The following is a 22,531-nucleotide window of genomic DNA, read 5'->3' as shown; positions in this document are numbered from 1 at the left end:
GGCCCTACCGCACGGCCTCCCGCTGGGCTTCAATGAGTTCCGTGATCGCACCCGCCGTGGCCGCCCCCACGGTCCCCCGAGGCGTGCGGCTGGGCTACGGCGTGGGGTCCTTCTGCACCGCCACCTTCGGTTCCGTGCCCGGACTGCTCCTGCTGTTCTACATGACCAACTTCCTGGCGGTGCCCGCGTGGCTGGCCGGGATCGTGGTGACCGCGCCCAAGGTGTGGGATCTGCTGCTCAACCCGATGGTGGGCCGCTGGTCCGACCGGACCTCCTCGCGGCTCGGGCCGCGCCGTCCCTGGCTGCTGGCCGGCGCCCTGACGCTGCCGGTCGCCTTCTTCCTGGTGTTCGCCGGCCCGCCGCTGACGGGCTACCCCGCCGCGCTGTACGTGGGAGCCTGCTTCATGGCGGCGGCCACCGCCTACGCGCTGTTCGAGGTGCCGTACAAGGCGATGCCCGCGGAGATGACCGACGACTACCACGAGCGGACGTCGCTGCTGCAGTGGCGGATGGTGTTCGTCGGCGCGGCCACGGCGATCGCCGGCGTCGCGGCCCCCCTCATCGTCAACAGCCAGGGCGAGAGCGGCACGCTGGCGAGCTACCGGCTCATGGGCGGCGTGATCGCCGCCGTGCTGCTGGCCGCCATGCTGGGCGCCTTCTTCGGCACGGCGCGCGCCCCCATGACCGGGGCGCCGGAGGCGGACGGGGGCAACCTGTTCAAGCAGTTCGCCGTGGTCAAGGGCAACAAGGGGTTCCTCTGGCTGACGGCGCTGAGCTGCACGCAGCAGCTCGCGGTGGCCATCATGCTGGCCGCCGCCCCGTACTTCGCCACGTACACGCTCGGCGATCCCCGGGCCACCACCACGCTGTTCGCGGCGCTGGTCGGCCCGATGATGCTGACGATGCCGATGTGGACGTGGCTGTCCAGGCGCTTCGACAAGCGAGGCGCGATGATCATGGCGGCCGCCACCTTCTCGGGCGGCACCGCGCTCGCCCTGGCCACGCCGGTCTTCGGCGCCTGGTACGCCCACGTGATGATCCTGCTGATCGGCACCGGGGTCGCCGGGGTGACGCTGCTGCAGTTCTCCATGCTGGCCGACGTGATCGCGGCGGACGCCGCCGACACCGGCAAGCGGCGGGCGGGGGTGTTCACCGGGCTGTGGACGGCGATCGAGAGCGGGGTCAGCGCCTTCGGCGCGCTGATCTTCGGGCTGGTCCTGTCGATCGGCGGCTTCATCTCCTCCGTGGCGAGCCAGCGGGTGGAGCAGCCGGACAGCGCCGTGACAGCGGTGCTCATCGGACAGACGGCGGTCCCGTCGCTGATCATCCTGCTGTCCGTGGCGATGACGCTGAAGTACCACCTCAGGGATCCTAGGCGAACCGTCTCCCCGGCGGTGCCTGACGCGACCGTGTGAGCAGCCCTGCCAACAGCACCGCCAGCAGCGGCGCGCCGAGCACGACCAAGGCCGTGGCCGTCCACGGCACGGTGAACACGGCCGGCTCCAGGCCGTCCGGCGGTAGGTCCCGCCTGGTCAGCGGAACGGCCAGCGCCGCGCCCATGACCGCGCCGCCGACCGCGCCCACGAGGGCGCCGATCCCGGCGATGAAGCCGGCCTGAGCGGCCAGGATCGCCCTGCGCGTCCTGGGTGACCCGCCGACCGCCGACACGATGTCCAGGTCGCGGCGCAGGTCGGCCGCGGCCAGCCCGGTGGCGGCGAAGGTGCCGCCGAGGCTGAGGACCAGCGCCAGGCCGAACACCCACCAGAACATGCCCAGGGTCGAGGGCACCTCCACGTCGAGGGCGGCCACGTCCGCGCGCGCGGTCGGCAGGCTGAGCTGCCGTTGCAGTCGCCGAAGGTCGGCGGACCGATGCGTGGTGTACAGCACACGCTCGGCCACCGTGTACCCGGCCTTCTCCAGGACCGCGGGCGGGACCACTACACCGATCCTGCGCGGGTCGCTGGGCACCGCCACCACGGCAGGGATCCGGACGAGACTGCCTCCCCCCCTGCCGTTCGCGCTCAAATGGAGGGCGAGGATGCCGTTATGGAGCAGCGCGGGATTGAACACGACCGCTTTGCCGTCGGTCAGCGCCTCGACCGCCCGGGGGTCGGGCCGTCCCTGGAGGAAGGCGAGCAGCCGGGCGTCGCCGATGGACGGGTCCACGAAGAGCTCGCCGGTCCGGGGCTTCTCGGGTCCCGCCACTAGCTGCACGGCCCTCCCCTCGCCGTCGAACACCTTCCCCGCGGGCACCAGCGGCACGCCCGGCAGCGCCTTGGCGGCAGCCGCGCGCAGGTCGGCCCATCCCCGATCGTCGACCTGCCTGGCCGCGATCCGCAGCGTGTCCGGTGGCTGCTCGGCCCGGTACCTCATGAGGGCGGCGGTGATCGAGCTCTCGACTCCGATGCCCAGCGTGAAGGCCCCCATCGTGGCGGCCATCACCGCAGCCGCCGCGGACGCCGTACGGGTCCGATGGCGGGCGGCGTCGCGTACGGCCAGCCGGAGCGGGAGCGGCAGCCGCGCGGCGAACCCGCCGAGGGCTGTCACCATGGCCGGGATGAGCGCGACCAGGCCCAGCACCACCAGAACACCGGCGGGGAGGAGAAACGCGTCGGCGAGCGCGCCGTACGAGCGCCCGCGGCGCAGCGCGTACACGGTCGCGGCAAGCCCGCCCACCAGCAAGAGAACTGCCACCACGGGAAGCCGGGCACGCCGCGAGCCGGCGAGCACGCCACGCCGGGCACCACGCGGGGCGGCGCCGGCTGCCGCGCTGTCGCTCATGTTGTCTCCCGCGTTGTTCTCGCGGTCGGCCAACACGCAGGCCGGGTCCTGGCGCGCGGCTGACACGGCGGGGACGAGGGCCGCGACGAGCGCTCCCGCCACGCCGAGTGCCGTCACGCCGAGCACCGGGCCCCAGGGCACGTCCACCGGGCCGGACGGGCCCAGCAGCCGCTTGAGCAGCGGCATGAGCGCCAGCGTGCCGCCGGTGCCGAGCGCCGCGCCGAGCAGGGCGGCCACACCGCCCAGCACCAGCCCGTCGGCCAGCACGATCGCCTTCAGATGGCGGGCGGAACCGCCTTGCGCGGCGATCAGCGCCAGTTCCCTGCGCCTGCGCCGCAGCCCGACGGCGAAGGCCGGGCCCGTCAGCAGGGCCATCTCCATCACGACCAGCACCACCATGGCGGCGAGCGTCATCAGGGCGGGCGTGCCGAGTGCACGCTTCAACGGGTCACCGTACGCGCCGGCCACAGGCGGGCCGGTCAGCACGGCACGGGAGGTCACGAGCATGCCGACGCCGTTCAGCCGCCGCACGTCCTCCCACAGGACCGGCCGCGCGGAGTCGGCGAGCCACCCGGGACCGTGCCCGCCGCGCTTGTCCAGCAGGAGCGTGTGCTGGAGGCCGACCACCTCCCGGATCTTCAGGTTGTGCGGGTGCTCGACCACGCCGACCACGCGGACCCGCCGGTCCCGGGCCGTCACGGTGATCGTGTCGCCGACGCGCAGGCCCAGCTCCCGGGCCAGGGCAGGTGTCACGGCCACCTCACCCGCGGAGGCGGGGAAACGCCCCTCGGTCAGGAGGCGGATGCCATGGGTCATCGGGTCGCGCAGGTCCAGCTCCAGCGCGCTGACCTCCTGGTAGCGATCGGTGTCGCGGATCTCCACCGATCCCACGTCATAGGGGATGAGCCGGGCGTCCAGCAGCGCGGTCACCTCGTCCGCGCTCCGCACCGCGGCGTCCCTCGCGGAGCTCCCGGACTCCAGGGAGAACCGGCCATGCACGGGCTGGGTGACGCGGCCGTCGTGGGCCGTGGTGACGATCCGCGCGTCGGCGGCGCCCAGCTCGGCCGTGATGTCCTCGCCGGGTGCGACGTCCACGGTGGCGTCGTAGGTGAGCAGGGCGGTGAAGACCAGCACGGGCAGCCCGATCATGACCATGACGAGCGCGGTGCGGCCCTTGGCTCGCAGCGCCTCCCTGCGGGACAGGCGCAGCGCCGCCAGGAACGCGCTCATCTCGCGGTCTCCATGAGTTCCGCGGTCGAGTCGGCCACCCGGCCGTCGCGCAGGTAGACCACGCGGTCGGCCCAGGCCGCGTAGCGCGGCTCGTGCGTCACCAGCAGCACGGCCGCGCCCGCGTCGCACCGCTCGCGCAACAGCCGCAGGATGTCGTCGCCCGTCGCGGTGTCGAGCGCGCCGGTCGGCTCGTCGGCCAGTAACAGGCGTCGCTCGCCGACCAACGCCCTGGCTATCGCCACCCGCTGGCGCTGGCCGCCGGACAGCTCGCCGGGAAAGCGACCGGCCACCTTGCCCGCGCCCACCTCGCATAGCACGGCCTCGGCCTCCTCGCGGGCCCGCCCGGCGCGTACGCCGTCGAGTTCGCGCGGCAGCATGACGTTCTCGGCGGCGGTCAGCGACGGGATCAGGTTCAGGTCCTGGAACACGTACCCGACGCGGCCGCGCCGCAGCGCGGCCAGGTCACGCACCGAGGCCAGATCGGCGCCCTCGACGGACACGCTCCCCGAGGTGGGCCGGTCGAGCCCGCCGGCCAGGTTGAGCAGGGTGGACTTGCCGGACCCGGACGGGCCCATCACGGCCAGCAGCTCGCCGCGTCCCACCGCCAGGGTGACGCCGCGCAGCGCGCGCACGTCCCCGAAGGCGCGGACGACCTCCCGCATCTCCAACACGCTCATGCGTTCCTCTCCTTGAGTACGGCCTCGCAGTGGTCCAGCCAGCGCTGTTCCGCCTCGGCCTTGAAGATCATGGAATCCAGGACGAGCCGCTGGGCGGCCCCGTCCGTGGCGCCGCGCTTGGCCCTGGTCAGCTCCTGCAGCGCGCGCATGGTGGCCATGCACTGCGCGAGGATCACCTCGGCCACGTCCACGTCGGCGGCGGCGACCGCCATGGCGATCTTGATGACCAGCTCGTCCCTGGGCCGGTCGGTCTGGCCGACAGGGGTGGCGAACCACGTCGACAGCTCCTCCCGGCCCGCCTCGCTGATCGCGTAGAGGGTGCGGCCCTGCTCGTCGGCGCCGCCTGGGGCGACCACTCCGTCGCGTTCCAGGCGGGAGAGCGTCGTGTAGACCTGGCCGATGTTCAGGGGCCAGGTCGCACCCGTGGACGCCTCGAACTCCACCCTGAGCTGGTAGCCGTAGCGTGGCCCGTTGCTCAGGAGGGCGAGCAGTCCGTGTCTGATCGACATGGATACTCAGTATGCATACTCGGTATGCTCCCAGCAACAGATCCGCGTATTCTGGACAGCGCGCGCTCTTCAGGCCGATACTCGGAGGATGAGCTCGACGCCTCGACCGTTCCGCGCGTCTGACGATGAGCGGGACCGCGCGATCGACGAGCTCCGGGAGCGCGCCGTCGAGGGGCGGCTCTCTCACGACACCTTCGTGGTGCGCGTGGACCAGGCATTGCGCGCCCGCAACCAGCAGGAGCTCGACGCGCTCGTCGCCGACCTGCCGCGGCGGCCGACGTTCCGGGAGCGGGCGACGCGCGCGCTCACCGGCGCGGTGTCGGCCGTCTCCGACTTCACCACCGCCCTGCAGTCCGCCTGGCGCAAGCCCCGGCTGCCCCGCCTGGCCCTGCCCGACGACCGCCGGCGGTTCGTGGTCGGCCGCGGCTCGGCCTGCGACCTGGTCCTGGCGGACCTGACGGTCTCCCGCGTCCACGCCGAGCTACGCCGCGAGGACGACGGCGGGTGGATGCTGGCCGACCTCGGCTCGCTCAACGGCACCCGGCTCAACGGCTGGCGGCTGCTCGCCCCGGCCCGGGTCAGGGCGGGCGACGAGGTCGCGTTCGGCGACTGCGGCTTCCTGGTGAGCGACGAGGGCCCGTAGCCCCGTCTCCGTAAATATACGGATATTTGCGGATTACACCGTGCGCCGGTCGGCCTCATGATCACAGGCGAGACCCTGTCGCATCCCCTTGGAGACCCCCTATGCGGCGCACCTCAGCATCCCTCGTCGCGGGCGCGCTCGTCGCGGCCCTCGCCTGGGCGTCCGGCCCCTCCTCCCCCGCGGTCGCCCTCGACCCCACGCCCGGCGTGGCCGACCTGACCCAGGACCTCAACCAGATACTCGCCGACTCCCGGCTGACCATCGCCCAGGCCGGCGTGATGGTCAGGAGCGCGGCCAACGGCGAGGAGCTGTACTCGACCGACGCGGGCAAGCTCCTGGTGCCGGCGTCCAACGCCAAGCTGTTCACCTCGGCCGCGGCGGCGGAGGTGCTCGGCCTCGACTACCGGTTCACCACCGGCGTGCTGAGCTCGGGACGCAGGTCCGGCCCGGTGCTCAACGGCGACCTAGTGCTGCGCGGCACCGGCGACCCGACTCTGCTGGCCGAGGACTACGACGCGCTGGCCGCCGAGGTCGCCGCCAAGGGCGTCAGGCTCGTCACCGGCAAGCTGGTGGCCGACGACACCTGGTTCGACGACGTACGGCTCGGCCAGGACTGGGCGTGGGACGACGAGACGGCGTACTACGCGGCCCCCATCTCCGCACTCACCGCCTCCCCCGACCGCGACTACGACGCGGGCTCGGTGATCGTCTCCGTCGCGCCCGACGGCGACGGCGTCAAGGTGTCCACGACGCCCGAGACCTCCTACCTGAAGATCGTGAACAACGCCCGTGCGGGCTCGGCCACCGACGTCCTCATCGAGCGCAGGCACGGCACGAGGACCGTGGTCATCACCGGCACGGTCGCGTCCTCGTACAGCGAATACGTCTCGGTGGACGACCCGGCCGCCTACGCCGCGACGCTGTTCCGCGACGCGCTGGGCAAGCGCGGCGTGCGGGTGCTGGGCAAGACCGTGGCCGGCGCGGCCCCCGAGGGCGCCGCGGAGCTGGCGAAGAGGGAGTCGATGCCGCTGAGCGAGCTGCTCGTGCCTTTCATGAAGCTGAGCAACAACATCCACGCCGAGATCCTCACCAAGGCCATGGGACGCAAGGTCGCCGGCCGGGGCACCTGGGAGGCGGGGCTCAAGGCGAGCTCCGACTTCGCCCGCGCCAACGGCGTGCAGGTGCTCAACCTGCGCGACGGCTCCGGCCTGTCGCGCCGCGACGGCATCACCCCCTCCTCTATCGCGCAACTGCTCATCGGCGTGCGCGACGAGCCCTGGTATCAGACCTGGTACGACTCGCTGCCGGTCGCGGGCGACGCCGACCGGTTCGTCGGCGGCACGCTGCGCAGCCGGATGCGGAACACCCCGGCGGCCGGCAACGTGCGCGCCAAGACGGGGTCGCTGACCGGCGTCACCGCGCTCTCGGGGTACGTGACGAGCGCCGACGGGGAGCCGCTGGTGTTCTCCATCATGCTGAACCAGTATCTGTCGTCCGCGCCCAGGGACATCGAGGACAAGATCGCGGTCCGGCTCGCGCAGTTCTCCAGGACCGCGCCGGTGGACGCCGCGGTCCAGCTCAAGTCGGCCACCCAGGAAGGACCCGACCTGGAGTGCTCGTGGCTCAAGCCCGTGCAGTGCTAGCACGACCGCTTCGCTGACCGGGTGCGCCTCACGGGGCGCACCCGGATTTTTTTCCGCCCTGACGCGTGGACGTGGAGCTGGGTTTACCGAGGTCACCGGGTTAATTGTTACGATTGCGACACGCGGAACTCAAGATATAGACGCGTTTTTCAGGACATAGCAGACGTATACGGGCCAGAATGCGGTCTCGACGCAGCGTCTCACCTCATCGGAGGACAGCAATGCGCAGACGGCTCCAGGCACTGGCCTGCCTCGGAAGTCTCGCGGCGATGAGCATCCCCGCGTCGAGCCCCGCCTCCGCGTCCCAGACGGCCCGGCCCACGCGCACCCAGACGGCACCAGCGCAGTCCGCCCAGACGGTCCGCGCGGTCCAGGCGGAACAGGCGGGTCTCGCGGGCCGGGCGGCCCAGCGGTCCGCGACGACCCAGGAGCCCCCGACGCAGATGGCGCAGGCGGTGCGGATCGCCCGGAGCTTGCCGGCCACCGGCGAGGCGGGTGAAGCGCTTGAATCGGCGGGGGCGGCGTGCCGGGTCCTGGTCGCCAGGCCGGTCGTGGACGCCGGCGGGATGCTCAGAGCCGCGGCCACGCGGACCGGCTGCGACGACCCCGCCCGGCTCCGCGTACGGGTCAAGCAAGCCGTCACCGGCCCCGACCGCACCCTGAAGAGCGGCTCCCGGGTGCTGCGGAACGGCAGCGTCTCGCTCAGGCTGCGCTGCTCCGCCACCCCGCGCCGCTACTACGTCACGGCCCTGGACTACACGGGCGGCTCCGGCTCCTCACGCACCGTGTCGCTGTCCTGCGGCGGATCGGCCAGAACCGGTCAAGGCGCCTCGACCGCCGAGTCCGAGGTCGTCAGGCTCACCAACCAGGCCCGCGCCCGCAACGGCTGCCGGCCGCTGACACACGATCCCCAGCTCCGCAGGGCGGCCGAAAGGCACTCGGCGGACATGGCGACCCGGGGCTACTTCGACCACACCGGCAGGAACGGCAGCTCCGTGGGCGACCGCATCCGCGCCGCCGGCTTCTCCCCGGTCCGCGCCTGGGGCGAGAACATCGCCATGGGCCAGAGCACCGCCGCCCAGGTGGTGCGCGGCTGGCTCGACAGCCCCGGACACCGCCAGAACATCATGAACTGCTCCTTCACCCACATCGGCGTCGGCCACCACTCCAGAGGCCCTCACTGGACCCAGGTCTTCGCCACCCACTGAGCCGATCCACCAAGGCCACCCGCTGAAACCATCCACTGAGCCCATCGGCCGGCCCGTCACCCCGAGCCGGTTACCACCGCATCCGGCGCTCCCTTCCGGCGGGTCCGGCCACACCTCCCTCTGCGTCGAACCGTGGCCGGGCCCGCACCCGGGCCGTACTCCAGGCGCGTAAGGGCTGGTCGAGCGTCCGGACGCCGAGCACCGTCACCGACGCGCGCAGCGTGCGGTCCCGAACCTTCGGCATGGTCACCGTGGGCGCAGACGAAAGGCCTCGTACGGTGACAGGCACGCCGGGCGGGGGGTGGAAGCAGCGGGGAGAACGGCGGCGCGGCTGCCAAATCGACCGGTGAACCCGGAGGAACAACCCCGCTCCGCGGGGGTCTCACGAGATCTCGCACGGCGCACGGCTCGCGCGGGGAAAGAACAACGCCCTCAGGTCGCGCGGGGAAGGAGCCGCAGTGAAGGGGCGTGGGTGGAGGAACGTGGAGGACCAACGGGGAAAGGTCCCGTAAAACGGTGGTGGGGCCCACCTCGTCGCCGAGATGGGCCCCCCAGTGCTCCCGCTAGCCCGAGCGGCGGGCCGTGAGGATGTCGAGGACGTCGTTGAGGACGTCGACATCGACGAGGTCGTTGTCGGAACCGTTGTTGGTCCACTCGCCGTCCTGCGACCTGTTGTACCTGATGTCGTCGCCCTCGCCATCGTCGTGGTACGTGCTGACCAGTACCGGCGCGGTGCTGTAGCTCTGGGCGAGCGCGGGAGCGCCGCCCAGCATGACCATCCCGCCGATCAGGCCGGCCAGGACAAGTCCCGTCTTGTACATCGGATCTCCTCTGTTACCTCTTGACTACTCTCCGTGGTAGCGGTCCAAGTCTCCCCGATGGCCAGACCGAGCACACGCCGGATTCCCTTCCTTGACGTGGGAGGGAGTGTCTCTTAGGTGAACCTCGACGAAGGCGGGGGCGGTCATGGCGTTCCGTGTACCGCCGCAGGGTGCCGGCGTGGCACCGCGGCCGGTGATCCTGACCGGCGCCGACTCTGGCGATTGCCGCAAACGACGCGACCCCGGCGGGGAGGATCACTCCCGCCGGGGTCGCGTGAGGGCGTCGCGCGACGCCCGGGAGGCTCAGGCCTTGAGCCAGCTCATCATCGGGCGGAGCTCGGCGCCGGTCTTCTCGATCGGGTCGTTCTCCAGCTCCTCACGGTGGCGCTGGAACTCCTTCTGGCCGCCGTCGAACTCCTCCACCAGCTCGCGGGCGAACCTGCCGTCCTGGATCTCGGCGAGGATCTCGCGCATCGCCCGGCGGGTCTCTTCGGTGACGACGCGCGGGCCGCGGGTGTAGCCGCCGTACTCGGCGGTGTCGGACACCGACCAGTACATCTTCGAGATGCCGCCCTCGTACATGAGGTCGACGATGAGCTTCATCTCGTGCAGGCACTCGAAGTAGGCGACCTCCGGCTGGTAGCCCGCCTCGATGAGGGTCTCGAAGCCGGCCTTGATCAGCTCGGAGACGCCGCCGCACAGCACGGCCTGCTCGCCGAACAGGTCGGTCTCGGTCTCCTCGGTGAACGTGGTCCTGAGCGCGCCGGCGCGGGTGCCGCCGATGCCCTTGGCGTACGAGAGCGCCAGGGCGAGGGCGTCGCCGGAGGCGTCCTTCTCGACGGCCACGAGGCAGGGCACGCCGCGTCCCGCCTCGAACTGGCGGCGCACCAGGTGGCCGGGGCCCTTGGGGGCGACCATGCACACGTCGACGCCCTCGGGCGCCTCGATGAGGCCGTAGCGGATGTTGAGCCCGTGGCCGAAGAAGAGCGCGTCGCCCTCCTTGAGGTTCGGCGCGACGTGCTCGGCGTACAGGTGGCGCTGGACGTGGTCCGGCGCGAGGATCATGGTGAGGTCGGCCTCCTTGACCGCCTCGGCGGGGGTGACCACCCGCAGCCCGTCGTTCTCGGCCTTCTCGCGGCTCTTGGAGCCCTCGGGGAGGCCGACCCGCACGTCCACGCCGGAGTCACGCAGGGAGAGCGCGTGGGCGTGGCCCTGGCTGCCGTACCCCAGCACGGCCACACGGCGCCCCTGGATGATCGACAGGTCGGCCTGGTCGTCGTAGAAGATCTCGGTCACGTGCGAAAAACCTTTCAGGCGGTACGGTCCAGTGCCCTGAGGGACCGGTCAGTGATGGAACGGGCGCCGCGGCCGATGGCCACCATGCCCGACTGGACGAGCTCTTTGATCCCGAACGGTTCGAGCACCTTGACGAAGGCGTCGAGCTTGTCGGGGGTGCCGGTGACCTCGATGGTCACGGCGTCGGCCGCGACGTCGATGCAGCGGGCGCGGAAGAGCTGGACGAGCTCCAGGACGTGCGAGCGGCTGTCGGCGTCGGCCTTGACCTTGATCAGCGTCAGCTCGCGCTGCACCGACTGGGACGGGTCGAGCTCCACGATCTTGAGCACGTTCACCAGCTTGTTGAGCTGTTTGGTGACCTGCTCCAGCGGCAGCTGGTCGACGCTGACGACGATCGTCATGCGGGAGATGTCGTCGTGCTCGGTGGGGCCGACGGCCAGCGAGTCGATGTTGAAACCACGCCGGCTGAACAGCGCGGACACCCGCGCCAGGACACCCGGCTTGTTCTCCACGAGCACGGACAGCGTGTGTCTGCTCATTCCTCGTTCTCCCACGTAGGCGCCATGTCACGGGCGATCTTGATGTCGTCGTTGCTCGTCCCGGCCGCGACCATGGGCCAGACCATGGCGTCCTGGTGGACGACGAAGTCGATCACCACCGGGACGTCGTTGATCTCCATGGCCTTCTTGATGGTCGCGTCGACGTCCTCGGGACGCTCACATCTCAGGCCAACACAACCATAGGCGTCCGCCAGCTTGACGAAGTCGGGGATCCGGCGCGTCGCCTGCAGGTCGGTGTTGGAGTAGCGCTGGTCGTAGAAGAGGGTCTGCCACTGGCGGACCATGCCGAGATTGCCGTTGTTGATGACGGCGATCTTGATCGGCACCCCTTCCAGGGCGCACGTGGCCAGCTCCTGGTTGGTCATCTGGAAGCAGCCGTCGCCGTCGATGGCCCACACCACGGCGTCGGGGACGCCCATCTTGGCGCCCATCGCCGCCGGGACGGCGAAGCCCATGGTGCCGGCGCCACCGGAGTTGATGAACGCGCCGGGACGCTCGTGCGCGATGAACTGGGCGGCCCACATCTGGTGCTGGCCGACCCCGGCCACGTAGTAGGCGTCGGGCCCGGCGATGGCGCTCAGCCGCCGCATCACGTACTGCGGGGCCAGCGAGCCGTCGTCGAACTCGTCGTAGCCGAGCGGGTAGGTCTCCTTGTAGCCGTTGAGCATCGTCCACCAGTCGGCGTAGTCGCCCTGCTGGCCTGACGCCTCCACGGCGGCGGTCAGGTCGCTGATGACCTCCTTGCAGTCGCCGACGATCGGCACGTCGGCGTGGCGGTTCTTGGAGATCTCCGCGGGGTCGATGTCGGCGTGCACGATCTTGGCGTACGGGGCGAAGGTGGAGAGCTGCCCGGTGACCCGGTCGTCGAAGCGGACGCCCAGGCCGATGATCAGGTCGGCCTGCTGCAGGGCGCCCACCGCGGCGACCGTGCCGTGCATGCCGGGCATGCCGAGGTGCTGCGGGTGGCTGTCGGGGAACGTGCCGCGCGCCATCAGCGTGGTGACCACCGGGATGCCGGTCAGCTCGGCCAGGCGGTACAGCTCCTCGGAGGCGCGGGCCTTGTGCACGCCGCCGCCGACGTAGAGCACGGGCCGCCGCGACTCGGCCATCAGCTTGGCCGCCTCGCGGATCTGCTTGGAGTGCGGCCGGGTGACCGGGCGGTAGCCGGGCAGCTGCATGACCGGCGGCCAGGTGAACGTGGTCTCCGACTGCAGCGCGTCCTTGGCGATGTCGACCAGCACGGGGCCGGGGCGGCCGCTGGCGGCGATGTGGAAGGCCTCGGCGATCGTCCTCGCGATGTCGGCCGCGTCGGTGATGAGGAAGTTGTGCTTGGTGATCGGCATGGTGATGCCGGAGATGTCGGCCTCCTGGAAGGCGTCCGTGCCGATGGCCGCGCTGGCCACCTGCCCGGTGATCGCCACGATCGGCACGGAGTCCATGTAGGCGTCGGCGATCGGGGTCACCAGGTTGGTCGCCCCCGGCCCGCTCGTCGCCATGCACACGCCGACCTTGCCGGTGGCCTGGGCGTATCCCTCGGCCGCATGGCCGGCGCCCTGCTCGTGCCGTACGAGCACATGCCGGACCTTGATCGAGTCGTACAGCGGATCGTAGGCGGGGAGGATGGCGCCGCCAGGGATCCCGAACACGGTGTCGACTCCCACGTGCTCCAGCGCCCTGACCAGGGCCTGTGCACCTGTCATCCGTTCGGTCATCGGCTCGTTCCTTGTGTGATCACACGTGAGGACATAAAAAATGCCCCTCCCCACGAGAAGTGGGAGCGGGGCGGCGCGCAGGTCGGAGTGCTTCGCTAACGGCCTGCGCGCCGGCGAAGTACTACGAGAATCTCACTGCGAAGCATGGATTACACCATAGCCGCTACGAACGCCCTAGTGTCAACTTGGTGGGACACAGGTCTCATACGGTGAGACTGGTTCTTCTCAGCGAGTCGACGCCCCTGGCCGCCATCGGCCGGGCCACGAGGAAGCCCTGACCGCGCGTGCAGCCCATCTCGCGCAGCAGGTCGAGCTGCTCCGGCCGCTCGATGCCCTCGGCCACCACGACGAGCCCGAGGTCGTGGCCGAGCCGCACGATGGTCCGGGTGAGCAGGGTCAGCGTGTCGTCCTGGCCGAGCCCGGACACGAACGACGGGTCGATCTTGATCATGTCGACCGGGAGCTGCCGCAGGAACGCCAGTGAGGCGTAACCGGTGCCGAAGTCGTCGATGGCCAGCCGCACCCCGAGGGCGCGCAGTTCGGACAGCCGTTTGACGGTCTCGTCGGCATCCTCGACGAGCATCTCCTCGATCACCTCGAGGGTCAGCGCGGAGGCGGGCAGCCCGCTGTCGGCCAGCGCCTCCTCGACCACCTGGACGAACCTGGGGGCGGTGATCTGGCGGGCGGACAGGTTGAGCGACAGCCCGATGTCCCATGACTCGGCCCGCCAGGCGGCCACCTCGCGGCACGCCTCGCGCAGGATCCACTCCCCCAGCGGCACGATGAGGCCGGTGTCCTCGGCCGGGCCGAGGAACTGGTCGGGCGGCACGAACGTGGAGCCGCGGCACCACCGCACCAGCGCCTCGACCGCGGTCACCCGGGAGGTCGCCAGGTCGACGACGGGTTGGTACTCGATCGCGAACTGGTGCTCGATCAACGCCCGCTGCAGGTCGGCGGCGAGCTCCAGCCTGCGGACCACGTCGGCGTGCATCTGCGCGGCGAACACCTCGACCCGGCGTCCGCCGAGCTCCTTGGCCCGCGCCATGGCGACGTCGGCGTTGCGGATCAGGTCGCCGGCGGGCACGTCGTCCTCGGCGAAGGCGACCCCGACGCTGCCGGTGAGCGCCACGTCGCGGTCGGCCACCCGGAACGGCTCCTGCGAGACCGCGCGCAGCAGCCGCTCGGCCAGGTCGACGGCGAGCTGCGCGTCGCCGCCGGTCTCGATGAGCACCGCGAACTCGTCGCCGCCCCACCGGGCGAGCGTGTCGTCGGGGCGCACCGCGCCGCGCAGCCTGCGCGCGGCCTGGCCGAGGAGGTAGTCGCCGCTGGCGTGGCCGACGGAGTCGTTGACGGAGGTGAACCCGTCGAGGTCGAGGAAGATCACCGCTACGTGCCCGGAGCCGCCGAGCATCTCGCGGGTGCGCTCCTCGAAGTAGGCGCGGTTGGGCAGTCCGGTGACACCGTCGTGGAAGGTCAGGTGGGCGACCTGGTTGCGCAGCGCCTCCTCGTCGCTGATGTCGCGGGTGGTCACCAGGATCTGGTCCTCGCCGGTGGCGTGGCGGGTGGCGACGGACTCGGTGGGCCGCCAGGTGCCGTCGGCGGCGCGCACCCGGCAGGCGATGAGGCAGGCGCCGGGGGCGGGCTCGTCCTCGTCGTCGAGGCCCATCGCGCGTAGCGACGACTGGATCTGCGGCACGTCCTCGGGGTGGATGTAGTCGAAGATCGAGCCGCCGACGATCTCCTCAGGGCGGTAGCCGTAGGTCTCCTCCACCCCGGCCCCGATCTCGTGCACGGTGCCGTCGTAATCGCAGATGAGCACCACGTCGCCGGTGCTCTCGGCCAGGTCGCGCAGCTGCCTCTCGCCGCGCGAGAGCAGCGTGCGCAGCCGCAGGTTGACTCCCGCCAGCACGAACAGGCGCAGCAGCAGGAGCAGCACCATCGAGGCGGCGATCACCACGACGCCGGTGACGGGCGGCTCCTGCCCCCCGCTCGACAGGTGGATGACCATGATCACCGTGGCCACGCCGACCAGCGCCAGCGGCAGCAGCGCGACGAGGCTGCCCATGACAGGCCAGGCCGTGGCCTCCCGCGGCCGGGCCCACGGGACGGCGCTCAGCAGCAGGAAGGCGGCGGGCGCGAGCGCCAGGCTCCAGCCGGGCTGCCCGCCGCCGTCGAGCCTGGCAACCGCGCCGGCCATGGTGAAGGTCGTGGTGGCCGCGAGCACGCACAGGCCCGCCACGCCGAGCGGCAGCGCCACCGCCCGTCCGGTGACGATGGACGGCACGACCGTGCACGTCACGAGCAGCGCGAGCATGGGCGGCAGCATCGAGAAGGTGAACAGCGCCGGGTCGGCGGTGGCGTCGTAGACGTGGCGCAGCGCGACGACCCACCCGATGACGAACAGCGCCGCGGCGCACAGGTAGGAGTCGGTGACGTGGCGGAGCACGACGAGGGCGGGCGGGCGGCGCCCGCCGGCGATGAGCGCGCCCCCGCCGATCAGCACGGTGCCGATCAGCACGAGCAGGTCGGCGAAGCTGACCATCAGGCTGGAGCTGTCGGTGAGCGGGCGCACGGCCACGCCGACGGCCCAGAAGGCGGCGCCGCCGCCCATCCAGCGGACGCCGTGCGCCATGGACCGGCGCTCGCCCGGCCGCCCGGAGGCGAGCAGCAGCGACGCGGCGGCGAGCATGGCCGCGCAGAATCCGGCGATCGCGCCGATGGGGAGGGCCGGGCCGCCCGCAAGGAGCGCAGCCGCGACCCCGGCCGCGCCGATCGCCGCTCCGGCGGTCAGCGATGCCCGTGGATCACGCCAGCGGATCACAGTCGTTGCCATCCCGTCCTCGAAACCTGCTCCCGTGGCCGCCGAAACCCGGCGCGTCCACATCGCCAGTGTGTGCGGTCACGGGTGCGCGGGTGGTGACAACGCCGATGTCGTCACCGATCTGATAACCACACGGACCAATTGCCACCAATTTTTCCTTGACGAGGAGTCAGGAAACCTTGGATAGAAGCAACGGTACGCACCGAAGGTCACGACCCAGCCACGGTCCGGATTCTCCTCAGTACGCGTCGGTGATGACGTTGTCGAGCGGCTCGCCGCGGAGGTAGCGAGTCATTTGCGCGTGGATGAGCTTGAGCATGCGCCGGACGGAGGCGGGCGTGCTGCCGGCCACGTGCGGAGTGATCAGCACGCCGGGCGCGGTCCACAGGGGATGGTCCTCGGGCAGCGGCTCCGGCGCGGTCACGTCGAGGGCCGCCCGCAGCCTGCCCGCCTTCAGCTCGGCGACCAGGGCGCCGGTGTCGACCACCGTGCCCCTGGCGGCGTTGACCAGCACGGCGCCGTCCTTCATGCGCGCCAGGAACGCGGCGTCGACCAGGCCGGTGGTCGCCGGGGTGGAGGGCACGAGCAGCACGACCGCGTCGGCGAAGGGCAGCAGGTCGGCCAGCTCGTCCATGCCGTGGACCGGCCCGTACTCGGTGTCGCGGGCGGTTCTGGCGACCCGTACGATCTCCACCTCGAAACCGGCCAGGCGGCGCTCCAGCGCGGCGCCGATGGAGCCGTAGCCGATGATCAGCACGGTGGAGTCGGCGAGCACGCCGGTCTGGCGGTAGGTCCACTCCCCGCGCCGCTGGGCCTCGGCGAACTCGGGGAACTCGCGGACGACCGCGATCATCGCGCCGGCCGCCCACTCGGCGGTGCCGGCGTCGTGCACGCCGCGCGCGTTGCACAGCACGACGCCCTCGGGCAGGTGGGGCCGGTAGGCGTCCACGCCCGCGGTGACGGTCTGGAGCAGGCGCAGCGAACGCATGCGGGCCAGGATCCCGGGCACGTCGGGGACGAGCATGAGAGGCGGGACCCAGACCTCGACGTCCTCGATCCCGGCCGGCTCCGGCACCTCGCGGTGGAACACCGCGCACTCGACGCCGGGCAGCTCGGACAGGACTTCGGCGACGGCGTCGGAGGGCACCCAGATCTTCATGCGGGAAACCTTAAGGGTCGGGGGCCAGTATGGAACACATGAGGCGCATCTGGATGATCATGTTGCTGGCGGTGCTGACGGCCTGTTCCGGCGCGGGCGGGGTGGCGACGACGCCCACGGCCTCCGTCGTTCCCGAGCGGTCCCCGGGCGAGCCGACGACGGTGGCGGAGAACCTCGAGGTGCCGTGGTCGATCGCGTTCCTGCCCGGCGGCGACGCGCTGGTGACCGAGCGCGACACCGGCCGGCTGGTCCGCCTGGACGGCTCCGGCCGGGTCACCGAGGTGGCCAGGATCGAGGGGGTGGTCCCCGACGGCGAGGGCGGGCTGATGGGTCTGGCGGTCAAGGACGACCGGCTGTTCGTGTACTACACGGCCGCCGACGACAACCGGATCGTGCGCTACCGGTTCGACGGCGCCACGCTGTCCGACCCCCGGGTGATCGTCGAGGGCATCCCGAAGGGGGGCATCCACAACGGCGGCAGGCTGGCCTTCGGCCCCGACGGCCACCTGTACGCGAGCACCGGCGAGATCGGCGACCGGGAGCTCGCGCAGCGGCGCGACTCGCTGGCGGGCAAGATCCTGCGCATGACCCCCGACGGCGAGCCCGCCCCGGGCAACCCGTTCGGCACGCTCGTCTACAGCCTCGGCCACCGCAACGTGCAGGGACTCGCCTGGGACGAGCGGGGCAGGCTGTACGCGTCCGAGTTCGGCGCCAACACCTTCGACGAGGTCAACCTGATCAAGCCGGGCGGCAACTACGGCTGGCCCGAGGTCGAGGGGCGGGGCGACAACCCGGAGTTCGAGAACCCGATCGTCACCTGGGACACCTCCGAGGCGTCACCGTCCGGGCTGGCCTACGCGAACGGCTCGCTGTGGATGGGCGCGCTGCGCGGCGAGCGCCTGTGGCAGATCCCGCTGGCCGAGGACGGCGCCCCCGGCACGCCCGTCGCCCACTACTCCGGCGTCCACGGCAGGCTGCGCGCGGTCGCCCAGAGCCCCGGCGGCGAGCTCTGGGTGGGCACCAGCAACAGGGACGGCAGGGGCGACGTGCGCGCCGGCGACGACCGGATCATCGCCGTGACGCCGTGACCGGTCAGCCTCCGGACGCGCAGACGACCTCGGCCCGCGGACGGTACTTGGTGGTCAGCTTCTTGTCGCGCTTGACCACCTTGCCGCCCTCGTAGAAGACCCGGGTGACGTCGATGGTGAAGCCCTGCTGGCCCGGCACGGGCTGGCAGTCGGCGGCGTCGCTGGTCTCGCGGCGGAACGGGGTGAAGTCCCGCTTCTCCGACTCGACGGCCTCGACCTTCTCGTACCGCCTGGTGCTGTAGAGGGCGACGGTGACCGACGTGCCGGTGGACGACGCCTTGATCAGCACGCCGTGGTCGGAGTCGTTGCGCCACTTCAGGTCGAGGTCCGGATAGAGCAGCGCGGCGTCGCGGCCGGCCGGGAAGCGGGACGAGTGGTAGTCCATCGGCGTGTGCGCGACGTCGACGAAGCCGCCGAAGAAGACGGCGTTGTAGAGGGTGGTGGCGAGCTGGGAGGCGCCGCCGCCCATGATGGTGACCAGCCGGCCGCCGACGACCTGCGGCGCGGGCACGTAACCGCCCTCGGCGGTGCGCTCGCCGATCACGTCGTTGAGCGAGAACGTCTGGCCCGGCCTGACCAGGTGGCCGTCCAGGTCCGCGGCCATCTGCCGGATGTTGGTGACCCGCGGCTGGCAGCAGTCGAACTCGGAGGTGAACGAGCCCACGGCCTCCTTGATGCCGAGCCCGCTCACCTCTTCGGTGGTGACGTCGGGGGGCGCGGCCGACAGGGTGACCGGGAGGACCCGCTCGCCGCCGCGCCGCAGCAGGGCGGCCACGTCGCGGCTGAGGCGCCTCTCGTCGACGCCGCGTCCGGCGCGGGAGGGGATGAGCCGGGCCCGGCCGTCGACGATCTCGTACGTGGCGTCGCGGGGCGCCTGGGCGGCGTCCACCAGGACGGTCTCCACCGGGCGGAGCGCCTGGGCGGCGTCGAACTCGGGCGTCAGCGCGCCGTCACCGTCGGGGTCGGCGACGAAGGTCAGGCTGGCCGCGATGGTCTCCGGGGCGAGCTGGGCCTGCTTGCCGTCGAGGGTCAGCGTGATCGGGCCCTCGACGGCCCGGATCGCCTGGGTCCTGGCCCGGTTCACGGCCGCCCGGGTGGTGGTGGGCTCGGCCGGCTTGAGCGAGAGTGACGCCTTGCCGGCGCCGGTGAGGAAGGCGTCGCTGATCGCCTTGACGGCTTCGCCCCGGTCGAGCAGGGCGCCGCCGCGCGGCTGGGTGACGACGGGCCGCAGGCCCTTGAACGTCACCTTGCCCTCCACCGGCGGCTGGTCGACGGTCTCGGCCAGCCCTTCGACGGTCCGGGAGAGCTGGGAGGCGTCGACCGTGACCTTGGGCTCCAGCTCGGTGGTGCCGGTCAGCCCCCGCCACACCTCGGCTGGGCTGGGGAAGCCGCTGGGCACCTGGTTGATCGTGCTGACCACGTCCAGTTCCAGGCCCGCCTCGTCGGGCTGGATGGTGTCCTCGTAGTCGCCGACGCGCACCACGACGGGCTTGCTGAGGTCGGCGGCCAGTTCGTTGCGGAGCTTCTCGGCCGCCTGGGTGACGGTCAGGCCGCCGATGTCGACGCCGGCGACGCGGGTGCCGCGCAGCACCGAGCCGGACATGAGAACGGCCGGCACCAGGTAGGCCAGCAGGGCGACGAGGAGCACCAGCACGCCGACGGCGGGCAGCAGCCGGCGGCGGCGGGACGGCTCGCCATCGGTGAAGGAGGGCGGCGGTGACGGGTCGGTGAAGGCCGGCGACGGCTCCTCGCGGACCGGCCACGGCTGTGACTCGGGCGCCGCCGACGGCAGCGCGCCGTTGCCCGCGGGTGGCCGGCCGGCGGGCCGCGTCTCCTGGCGTCCGGTCGTGGGACCGAAGATGTCCCTGGACACACCGGGAGGAAGGCCCTCCACCTTGGGTTTGCGGGAGGTGGCGCGCTGGGGTAACGGCACCGAGGCGAACGGGTCGGTCGGCGATTCGATCGGTCCGGCGTTACGCACGCCTCAATCTCCTCCCGCTCCGCAGCCACTTCTCAGGAAACAGTAAGGCACGCGGGTCCGGATATGTCACGGGATAAGGCTACGGAAGTGTGTCAGCCGATCCAGCGGTATCGGTGTTCCGGCCTGCCCGCCGTCCCGTACCTCGGCCGCAGTTCCGCCCGGCCCGTCCCGCAGAGGTACTCCAGATAACGGCGGGCGCTCACCCGCGACAACCCCGTCAGCGCGGCCGTCTCCACGGCCGACAGGTCGCGGCCGGCCTCCCGCAGCGCCTGGGCGACCAGCGCGCAGGTCGCCGGCGACAGGCCCTTGGGCAGCGTACGGGGGACGCCGGAGACGCCGAACAGCCGGTCCACGTCGTCCTGGCGGGCCTCCGGGCCGATGGCGTTCAGCTGCCTGCGGGTGTGGGCGTACTGCTGGAGCCGTTCGGTGAGCGCGGCGGCGGCGAACGGCTTGATCAGGTAGTTGACCGCCCCGCCGCGCATGGCCTCCCTGACCGTCGGCACGTCGCGGGCGGCGCTGATGACGAGCACGTCGACGCCGCTGAGCGCCTTCAGCACCGCCAGACCGGACATGTCGGGCAGGTAGAGGTCGAGCAGGACGAGGTCGGGCCTGACCTCGTCCGCGGCGGCGATCGCGGCGGCCCCGCTGTGGGCGGTGGCCACCACCTCGAACCCGGGCACCCTGGAGACGTAGCCGCCGTGGATGCGGGCCACCATGAAGTCGTCGTCCACGACCAGGACCCGGATGTCGCTCACGTCGCCGCCTCGGCGGGCAGCAGGGCGGTGAACACCGCGCCGCCGGAGTTGCGAACCTTCACCCAGCCGCCTCGGCGCAGGCACGCCTGCCGGGTGAGCGCCAGCCCGAGCCCGCGCGGCCCGGAACGGGCCGCCTTGGTGGTGAACCCCTCCCGGAAGACCTCCTCCACCAGCTCGGGCGTGATCCCGGGCCCCGAGTCGCGCACCCGCACGCGCAGCCCGCCGGCGTCGGCCACGACCGAGACCTCGATCGTGCCGCCGCCGCCGTCGAGCGCGTCGATGGCGTTGGCCACCAGGTTGCCGACGACCAGGACGGCGTCCTGCGGGTCGCCGAGCACCCCCTCGGGCACCGCGGAGTCGTCGGACAGCACCAGGCGGGCGCCGCGCTCGGCCGCCTCGGCCGACTTGGCCAGCAGCAGCGCTGCCAGCGTGGGATCGCCGATCCGCTCGCGCAGCTCACCGGCCCGCACGCCGGGGGTGGTGCTGGTGATGAACGCGATGGCCGCCTCGTGCTCGCCCAGCTCCAGCAGCCCGACCACGGTGTGCATCCGGTTGGCGAACTCGTGCGCCTGGGCCCGCAGCGCCTCCGTCGCGCTGCTGGTCGACTCCAGCTCGCGGGCCAGCCGGACCAGCTCCGTGCGGTCGCGCAGGGTGATCACCCAGCCGCTCTGCCGGCCGCGTACGGACACCGGGGTGCGGTTGAGCACCAGCACCCGGTCGCCGTGCAGGACCACCCGGTCCTCGCCCTGGTCGGCGCCGCCGAGCACATCGCGCATGCGGGCGGAGACCGGCATCCTCGTCAGGTCGTCGCCGACGTCGCCGAGCAGCTCGCGGGCGGCGTCGTTGACCAGCGTCACGCGGCCGTCGAGGTCGAGCGCGAGCACGCCCTCCTTGACGCCGTGCAGCACGCCCTCGCGCTGCTCCAGCAGGGCGGCGATCTCGCGCGGCTCCAGCCCGAACGTCTGCCTGCGCACCCTGGCGGTGATCAGCGCGGCCGCGCCGAGCCCGGCCACCAGCACGGCCACCGCGGTCCACAGCAGCGGCGGCAGCGCGGCCGCCACCTCGCCGATGACCGTGGTCTCCAGCACGCCGACCGAGACCAGGCCGATGACGTCGCCGTACTCGTCGCGGACCGGGGTCTTGCCCCGCACCGTGGTGCCGATGGTGCCCTTCTGCGTGCCGACCCAGTCGTCGCCGGTGGTGAGCACGTAGCTGCCGTCGGTCGACAGCCTGTGGCGGATGAGCGAGGCGTTGGGGTGGGCGTAACGGACCTGGTCGGTGTTGGCGATCACCACGTAGTCGGCGCCGGTGGTCTGCTGCACGCTCAGCGCGAGCGGCTGCAGCACGCTCTCCGGACGCCGCAGCTTGAACGCCTCGCGCACCTGCGGCAGGGCCGCGACCGACTGGGCGATGGCCAGGGCGCGCTGCTCGTAGCGGGAGTCGTACTGGTTGCGGGTGTGCTGTGCCCACACAGCGGCGGTGCTCCCGACGGCGAGCAGCACGATCGCCGTCTGGAGCGCGAACAGCTGGGTGCCGAGTCTCACGCAGCACATGGAAACAGCGCCAGGTCACGGCCCGGTCGCGACCGATACGACCATTACGAACGCTACCTGCGCAGTCTCGACGCGGCGGCTCCCGGCCCGCACG

At 71.8% G+C, this 22,531-nt stretch carries 17 protein-coding genes; 5 read left to right on the top strand and 12 right to left on the bottom strand.

The annotated features are described in order from the left end of the window. The first annotated feature begins 32 nt into the window (after positions 1 to 32). Positions 33 to 1,415 carry an MFS transporter gene (locus tag ACQEUU_RS32345; RefSeq protein ID WP_433072947.1) on the top strand — a complete coding sequence of 461 codons (1,383 nt, stop codon included), beginning with the start codon at positions 33 to 35 and terminating at the stop codon, positions 1,413 to 1,415. Here the strand turns inward: ACQEUU_RS32345 and ACQEUU_RS32340 are convergent. The 3 genes from ACQEUU_RS32340 to ACQEUU_RS32330 are packed head-to-tail and all read right to left on the bottom strand — an operon-like array spanning position 1,372 to position 5,197. Further along, complete coding sequence (locus ACQEUU_RS32340) at positions 1,372 to 4,011, bottom strand: FtsX-like permease family protein (RefSeq protein ID WP_433072945.1); 2,640 nt, start codon at positions 4,009 to 4,011, stop codon at positions 1,372 to 1,374. The two genes, ACQEUU_RS32345 and ACQEUU_RS32340, sit on opposite strands and share 44 nt — an antisense overlap. Continuing rightward, entirely contained in the window at positions 4,008 to 4,688 is a 681-nt protein-coding gene (locus tag ACQEUU_RS32335; RefSeq protein WP_433072943.1) for an ABC transporter ATP-binding protein, read from the bottom strand. The genes ACQEUU_RS32340 and ACQEUU_RS32335 overlap by 4 nt, the downstream gene beginning before the upstream one ends. Next, positions 4,685 to 5,197, bottom strand: a complete 513-nt coding sequence (locus tag ACQEUU_RS32330; RefSeq protein ID WP_433072941.1) for a PadR family transcriptional regulator — start codon at positions 5,195 to 5,197, stop codon at positions 4,685 to 4,687. The genes ACQEUU_RS32335 and ACQEUU_RS32330 overlap by 4 nt, the downstream gene beginning before the upstream one ends. 88 nt (positions 5,198 to 5,285) lie before the next feature. Here ACQEUU_RS32330 and ACQEUU_RS32325 point away from each other — a divergent pair, with 88 nt between their 5' ends. The 3 genes from ACQEUU_RS32325 (at position 5,286) to ACQEUU_RS32315 (ending at position 8,691) form a co-directional block, all read left to right on the top strand. Further along, positions 5,286 to 5,840, top strand: a complete 555-nt coding sequence (locus ACQEUU_RS32325) for an FHA domain-containing protein (protein ID WP_433072939.1) — start codon at positions 5,286 to 5,288, stop codon at positions 5,838 to 5,840. A gap of 101 nt (positions 5,841 to 5,941) precedes the next feature. After that, complete coding sequence (gene dacB / locus ACQEUU_RS32320; protein WP_433072937.1) at positions 5,942 to 7,483, top strand: D-alanyl-D-alanine carboxypeptidase/D-alanyl-D-alanine endopeptidase; 1,542 nt, start codon at positions 5,942 to 5,944, stop codon at positions 7,481 to 7,483. Between the two features lie 221 nt (positions 7,484 to 7,704). Further along, the gene (locus tag ACQEUU_RS32315) at positions 7,705 to 8,691 is read left to right on the top strand and encodes a CAP domain-containing protein (protein ID WP_433072935.1); all 987 of its coding nucleotides are present in this window, start codon (positions 7,705 to 7,707) and stop codon (positions 8,689 to 8,691) included. A 563-nt stretch (positions 8,692 to 9,254) separates the two neighbouring features. On the opposite strand, the gene ACQEUU_RS32310 is transcribed toward ACQEUU_RS32315, so the two are convergent. From ACQEUU_RS32310 to ACQEUU_RS32285, 6 genes are all read right to left on the bottom strand, one after another. After that, a complete protein-coding gene (locus ACQEUU_RS32310; protein ID WP_433072933.1) occupies positions 9,255 to 9,512 on the bottom strand; it encodes a hypothetical protein in 258 nt (85 codons plus the stop codon). Positions 9,513 to 9,815: 303 nt separating this feature from the next. Next, complete coding sequence (gene ilvC, locus ACQEUU_RS32305) at positions 9,816 to 10,799, bottom strand: ketol-acid reductoisomerase (RefSeq protein WP_433074456.1); 984 nt, start codon at positions 10,797 to 10,799, stop codon at positions 9,816 to 9,818. Positions 10,800 to 10,822: 23 nt separating this feature from the next. Beyond that, the gene (gene ilvN, locus ACQEUU_RS32300; RefSeq protein ID WP_270157441.1) at positions 10,823 to 11,347 is read right to left on the bottom strand and encodes an acetolactate synthase small subunit; all 525 of its coding nucleotides are present in this window, start codon (positions 11,345 to 11,347) and stop codon (positions 10,823 to 10,825) included. After that, positions 11,344 to 13,080 (bottom strand): acetolactate synthase large subunit, encoded by a 1,737-nt coding sequence (locus ACQEUU_RS32295; protein ID WP_433072931.1) that lies wholly within the window; start codon positions 13,078 to 13,080, stop codon positions 11,344 to 11,346. The genes ilvN and ACQEUU_RS32295 overlap by 4 nt, the downstream gene beginning before the upstream one ends. Before the next feature lie 202 nt (positions 13,081 to 13,282). Next, positions 13,283 to 15,913 carry a putative bifunctional diguanylate cyclase/phosphodiesterase gene (locus ACQEUU_RS32290; protein WP_433072929.1) on the bottom strand — a complete coding sequence of 877 codons (2,631 nt, stop codon included), beginning with the start codon at positions 15,911 to 15,913 and terminating at the stop codon, positions 13,283 to 13,285. 226 nt (positions 15,914 to 16,139) lie between these two features. Then, positions 16,140 to 17,060: a 2-hydroxyacid dehydrogenase gene (locus ACQEUU_RS32285; RefSeq protein ID WP_433072927.1), complete on the bottom strand. Its 921-nt coding sequence runs from the start codon at positions 17,058 to 17,060 to the stop codon at positions 16,140 to 16,142. 38 nt (positions 17,061 to 17,098) lie between these two features. Here ACQEUU_RS32285 and ACQEUU_RS32280 point away from each other — a divergent pair, with 38 nt between their 5' ends. After that, on the top strand, positions 17,099 to 18,148 hold the full coding sequence (locus ACQEUU_RS32280) for a PQQ-dependent sugar dehydrogenase (RefSeq protein WP_433072925.1): 1,050 nt from the start codon (positions 17,099 to 17,101) through the stop codon (positions 18,146 to 18,148). A 4-nt stretch (positions 18,149 to 18,152) separates the two neighbouring features. Here the strand turns inward: ACQEUU_RS32280 and ACQEUU_RS32275 are convergent, their stop codons facing one another. From ACQEUU_RS32275 to ACQEUU_RS32265, 3 genes are all read right to left on the bottom strand, one after another. After that, complete coding sequence (locus tag ACQEUU_RS32275) at positions 18,153 to 20,129, bottom strand: VanW family protein (protein WP_433072923.1); 1,977 nt, start codon at positions 20,127 to 20,129, stop codon at positions 18,153 to 18,155. 92 nt (positions 20,130 to 20,221) lie between these two features. Beyond that, positions 20,222 to 20,884, bottom strand: coding sequence for a response regulator (locus ACQEUU_RS32270; protein ID WP_433072921.1), 663 nt, complete (start codon positions 20,882 to 20,884; stop codon positions 20,222 to 20,224). Continuing rightward, positions 20,881 to 22,428 carry an ATP-binding protein gene (locus ACQEUU_RS32265; RefSeq protein ID WP_433072919.1) on the bottom strand — a complete coding sequence of 516 codons (1,548 nt, stop codon included), beginning with the start codon at positions 22,426 to 22,428 and terminating at the stop codon, positions 20,881 to 20,883. The genes ACQEUU_RS32270 and ACQEUU_RS32265 overlap by 4 nt, the downstream gene beginning before the upstream one ends. Positions 22,429 to 22,531 lie beyond the last annotated feature (103 nt).

Origin of the sequence: Nonomuraea sp. CA-218870, assembly GCF_050936535.1 — a bacterium.
Taxonomy (GTDB): domain Bacteria; phylum Actinomycetota; class Actinomycetes; order Streptosporangiales; family Streptosporangiaceae; genus Nonomuraea; species Nonomuraea corallina.
This window is presented reverse-complemented; position numbering and strand designations above follow the sequence as displayed.

Bases quoted from the DNA above. Each gene is read 5' to 3' on its own strand.
- ACQEUU_RS32345 (WP_433072947.1), top strand. From the start codon at position 33: ATGAGTTCCGTGATCGCACCCGCCGTGGCCGCCCCCACGGTCCCCCGA.
- ACQEUU_RS32340 (WP_433072945.1), bottom strand. From the start codon at position 4,011: ATGAGCGCGTTCCTGGCGGCGCTGCGCCTGTCCCGCAGGGAGGCGCTG.
- ACQEUU_RS32335 (WP_433072943.1), bottom strand. From the start codon at position 4,688: ATGAGCGTGTTGGAGATGCGGGAGGTCGTCCGCGCCTTCGGGGACGTG.
- ACQEUU_RS32330 (WP_433072941.1), bottom strand. From the start codon at position 5,197: ATGTCGATCAGACACGGACTGCTCGCCCTCCTGAGCAACGGGCCACGC.
- ACQEUU_RS32325 (WP_433072939.1), top strand. From the start codon at position 5,286: ATGAGCTCGACGCCTCGACCGTTCCGCGCGTCTGACGATGAGCGGGAC.
- dacB (WP_433072937.1), top strand. From the start codon at position 5,942: ATGCGGCGCACCTCAGCATCCCTCGTCGCGGGCGCGCTCGTCGCGGCC.
- ACQEUU_RS32315 (WP_433072935.1), top strand. From the start codon at position 7,705: ATGCGCAGACGGCTCCAGGCACTGGCCTGCCTCGGAAGTCTCGCGGCG.
- ACQEUU_RS32310 (WP_433072933.1), bottom strand. From the start codon at position 9,512: ATGTACAAGACGGGACTTGTCCTGGCCGGCCTGATCGGCGGGATGGTC.
- ilvN (WP_270157441.1), bottom strand. From the start codon at position 11,347: ATGAGCAGACACACGCTGTCCGTGCTCGTGGAGAACAAGCCGGGTGTC.
- ACQEUU_RS32295 (WP_433072931.1), bottom strand. From the start codon at position 13,080: ATGACCGAACGGATGACAGGTGCACAGGCCCTGGTCAGGGCGCTGGAG.
- ACQEUU_RS32290 (WP_433072929.1), bottom strand. From the start codon at position 15,913: ATGGCAACGACTGTGATCCGCTGGCGTGATCCACGGGCATCGCTGACC.
- ACQEUU_RS32285 (WP_433072927.1), bottom strand. From the start codon at position 17,060: ATGAAGATCTGGGTGCCCTCCGACGCCGTCGCCGAAGTCCTGTCCGAG.
- ACQEUU_RS32280 (WP_433072925.1), top strand. From the start codon at position 17,099: ATGAGGCGCATCTGGATGATCATGTTGCTGGCGGTGCTGACGGCCTGT.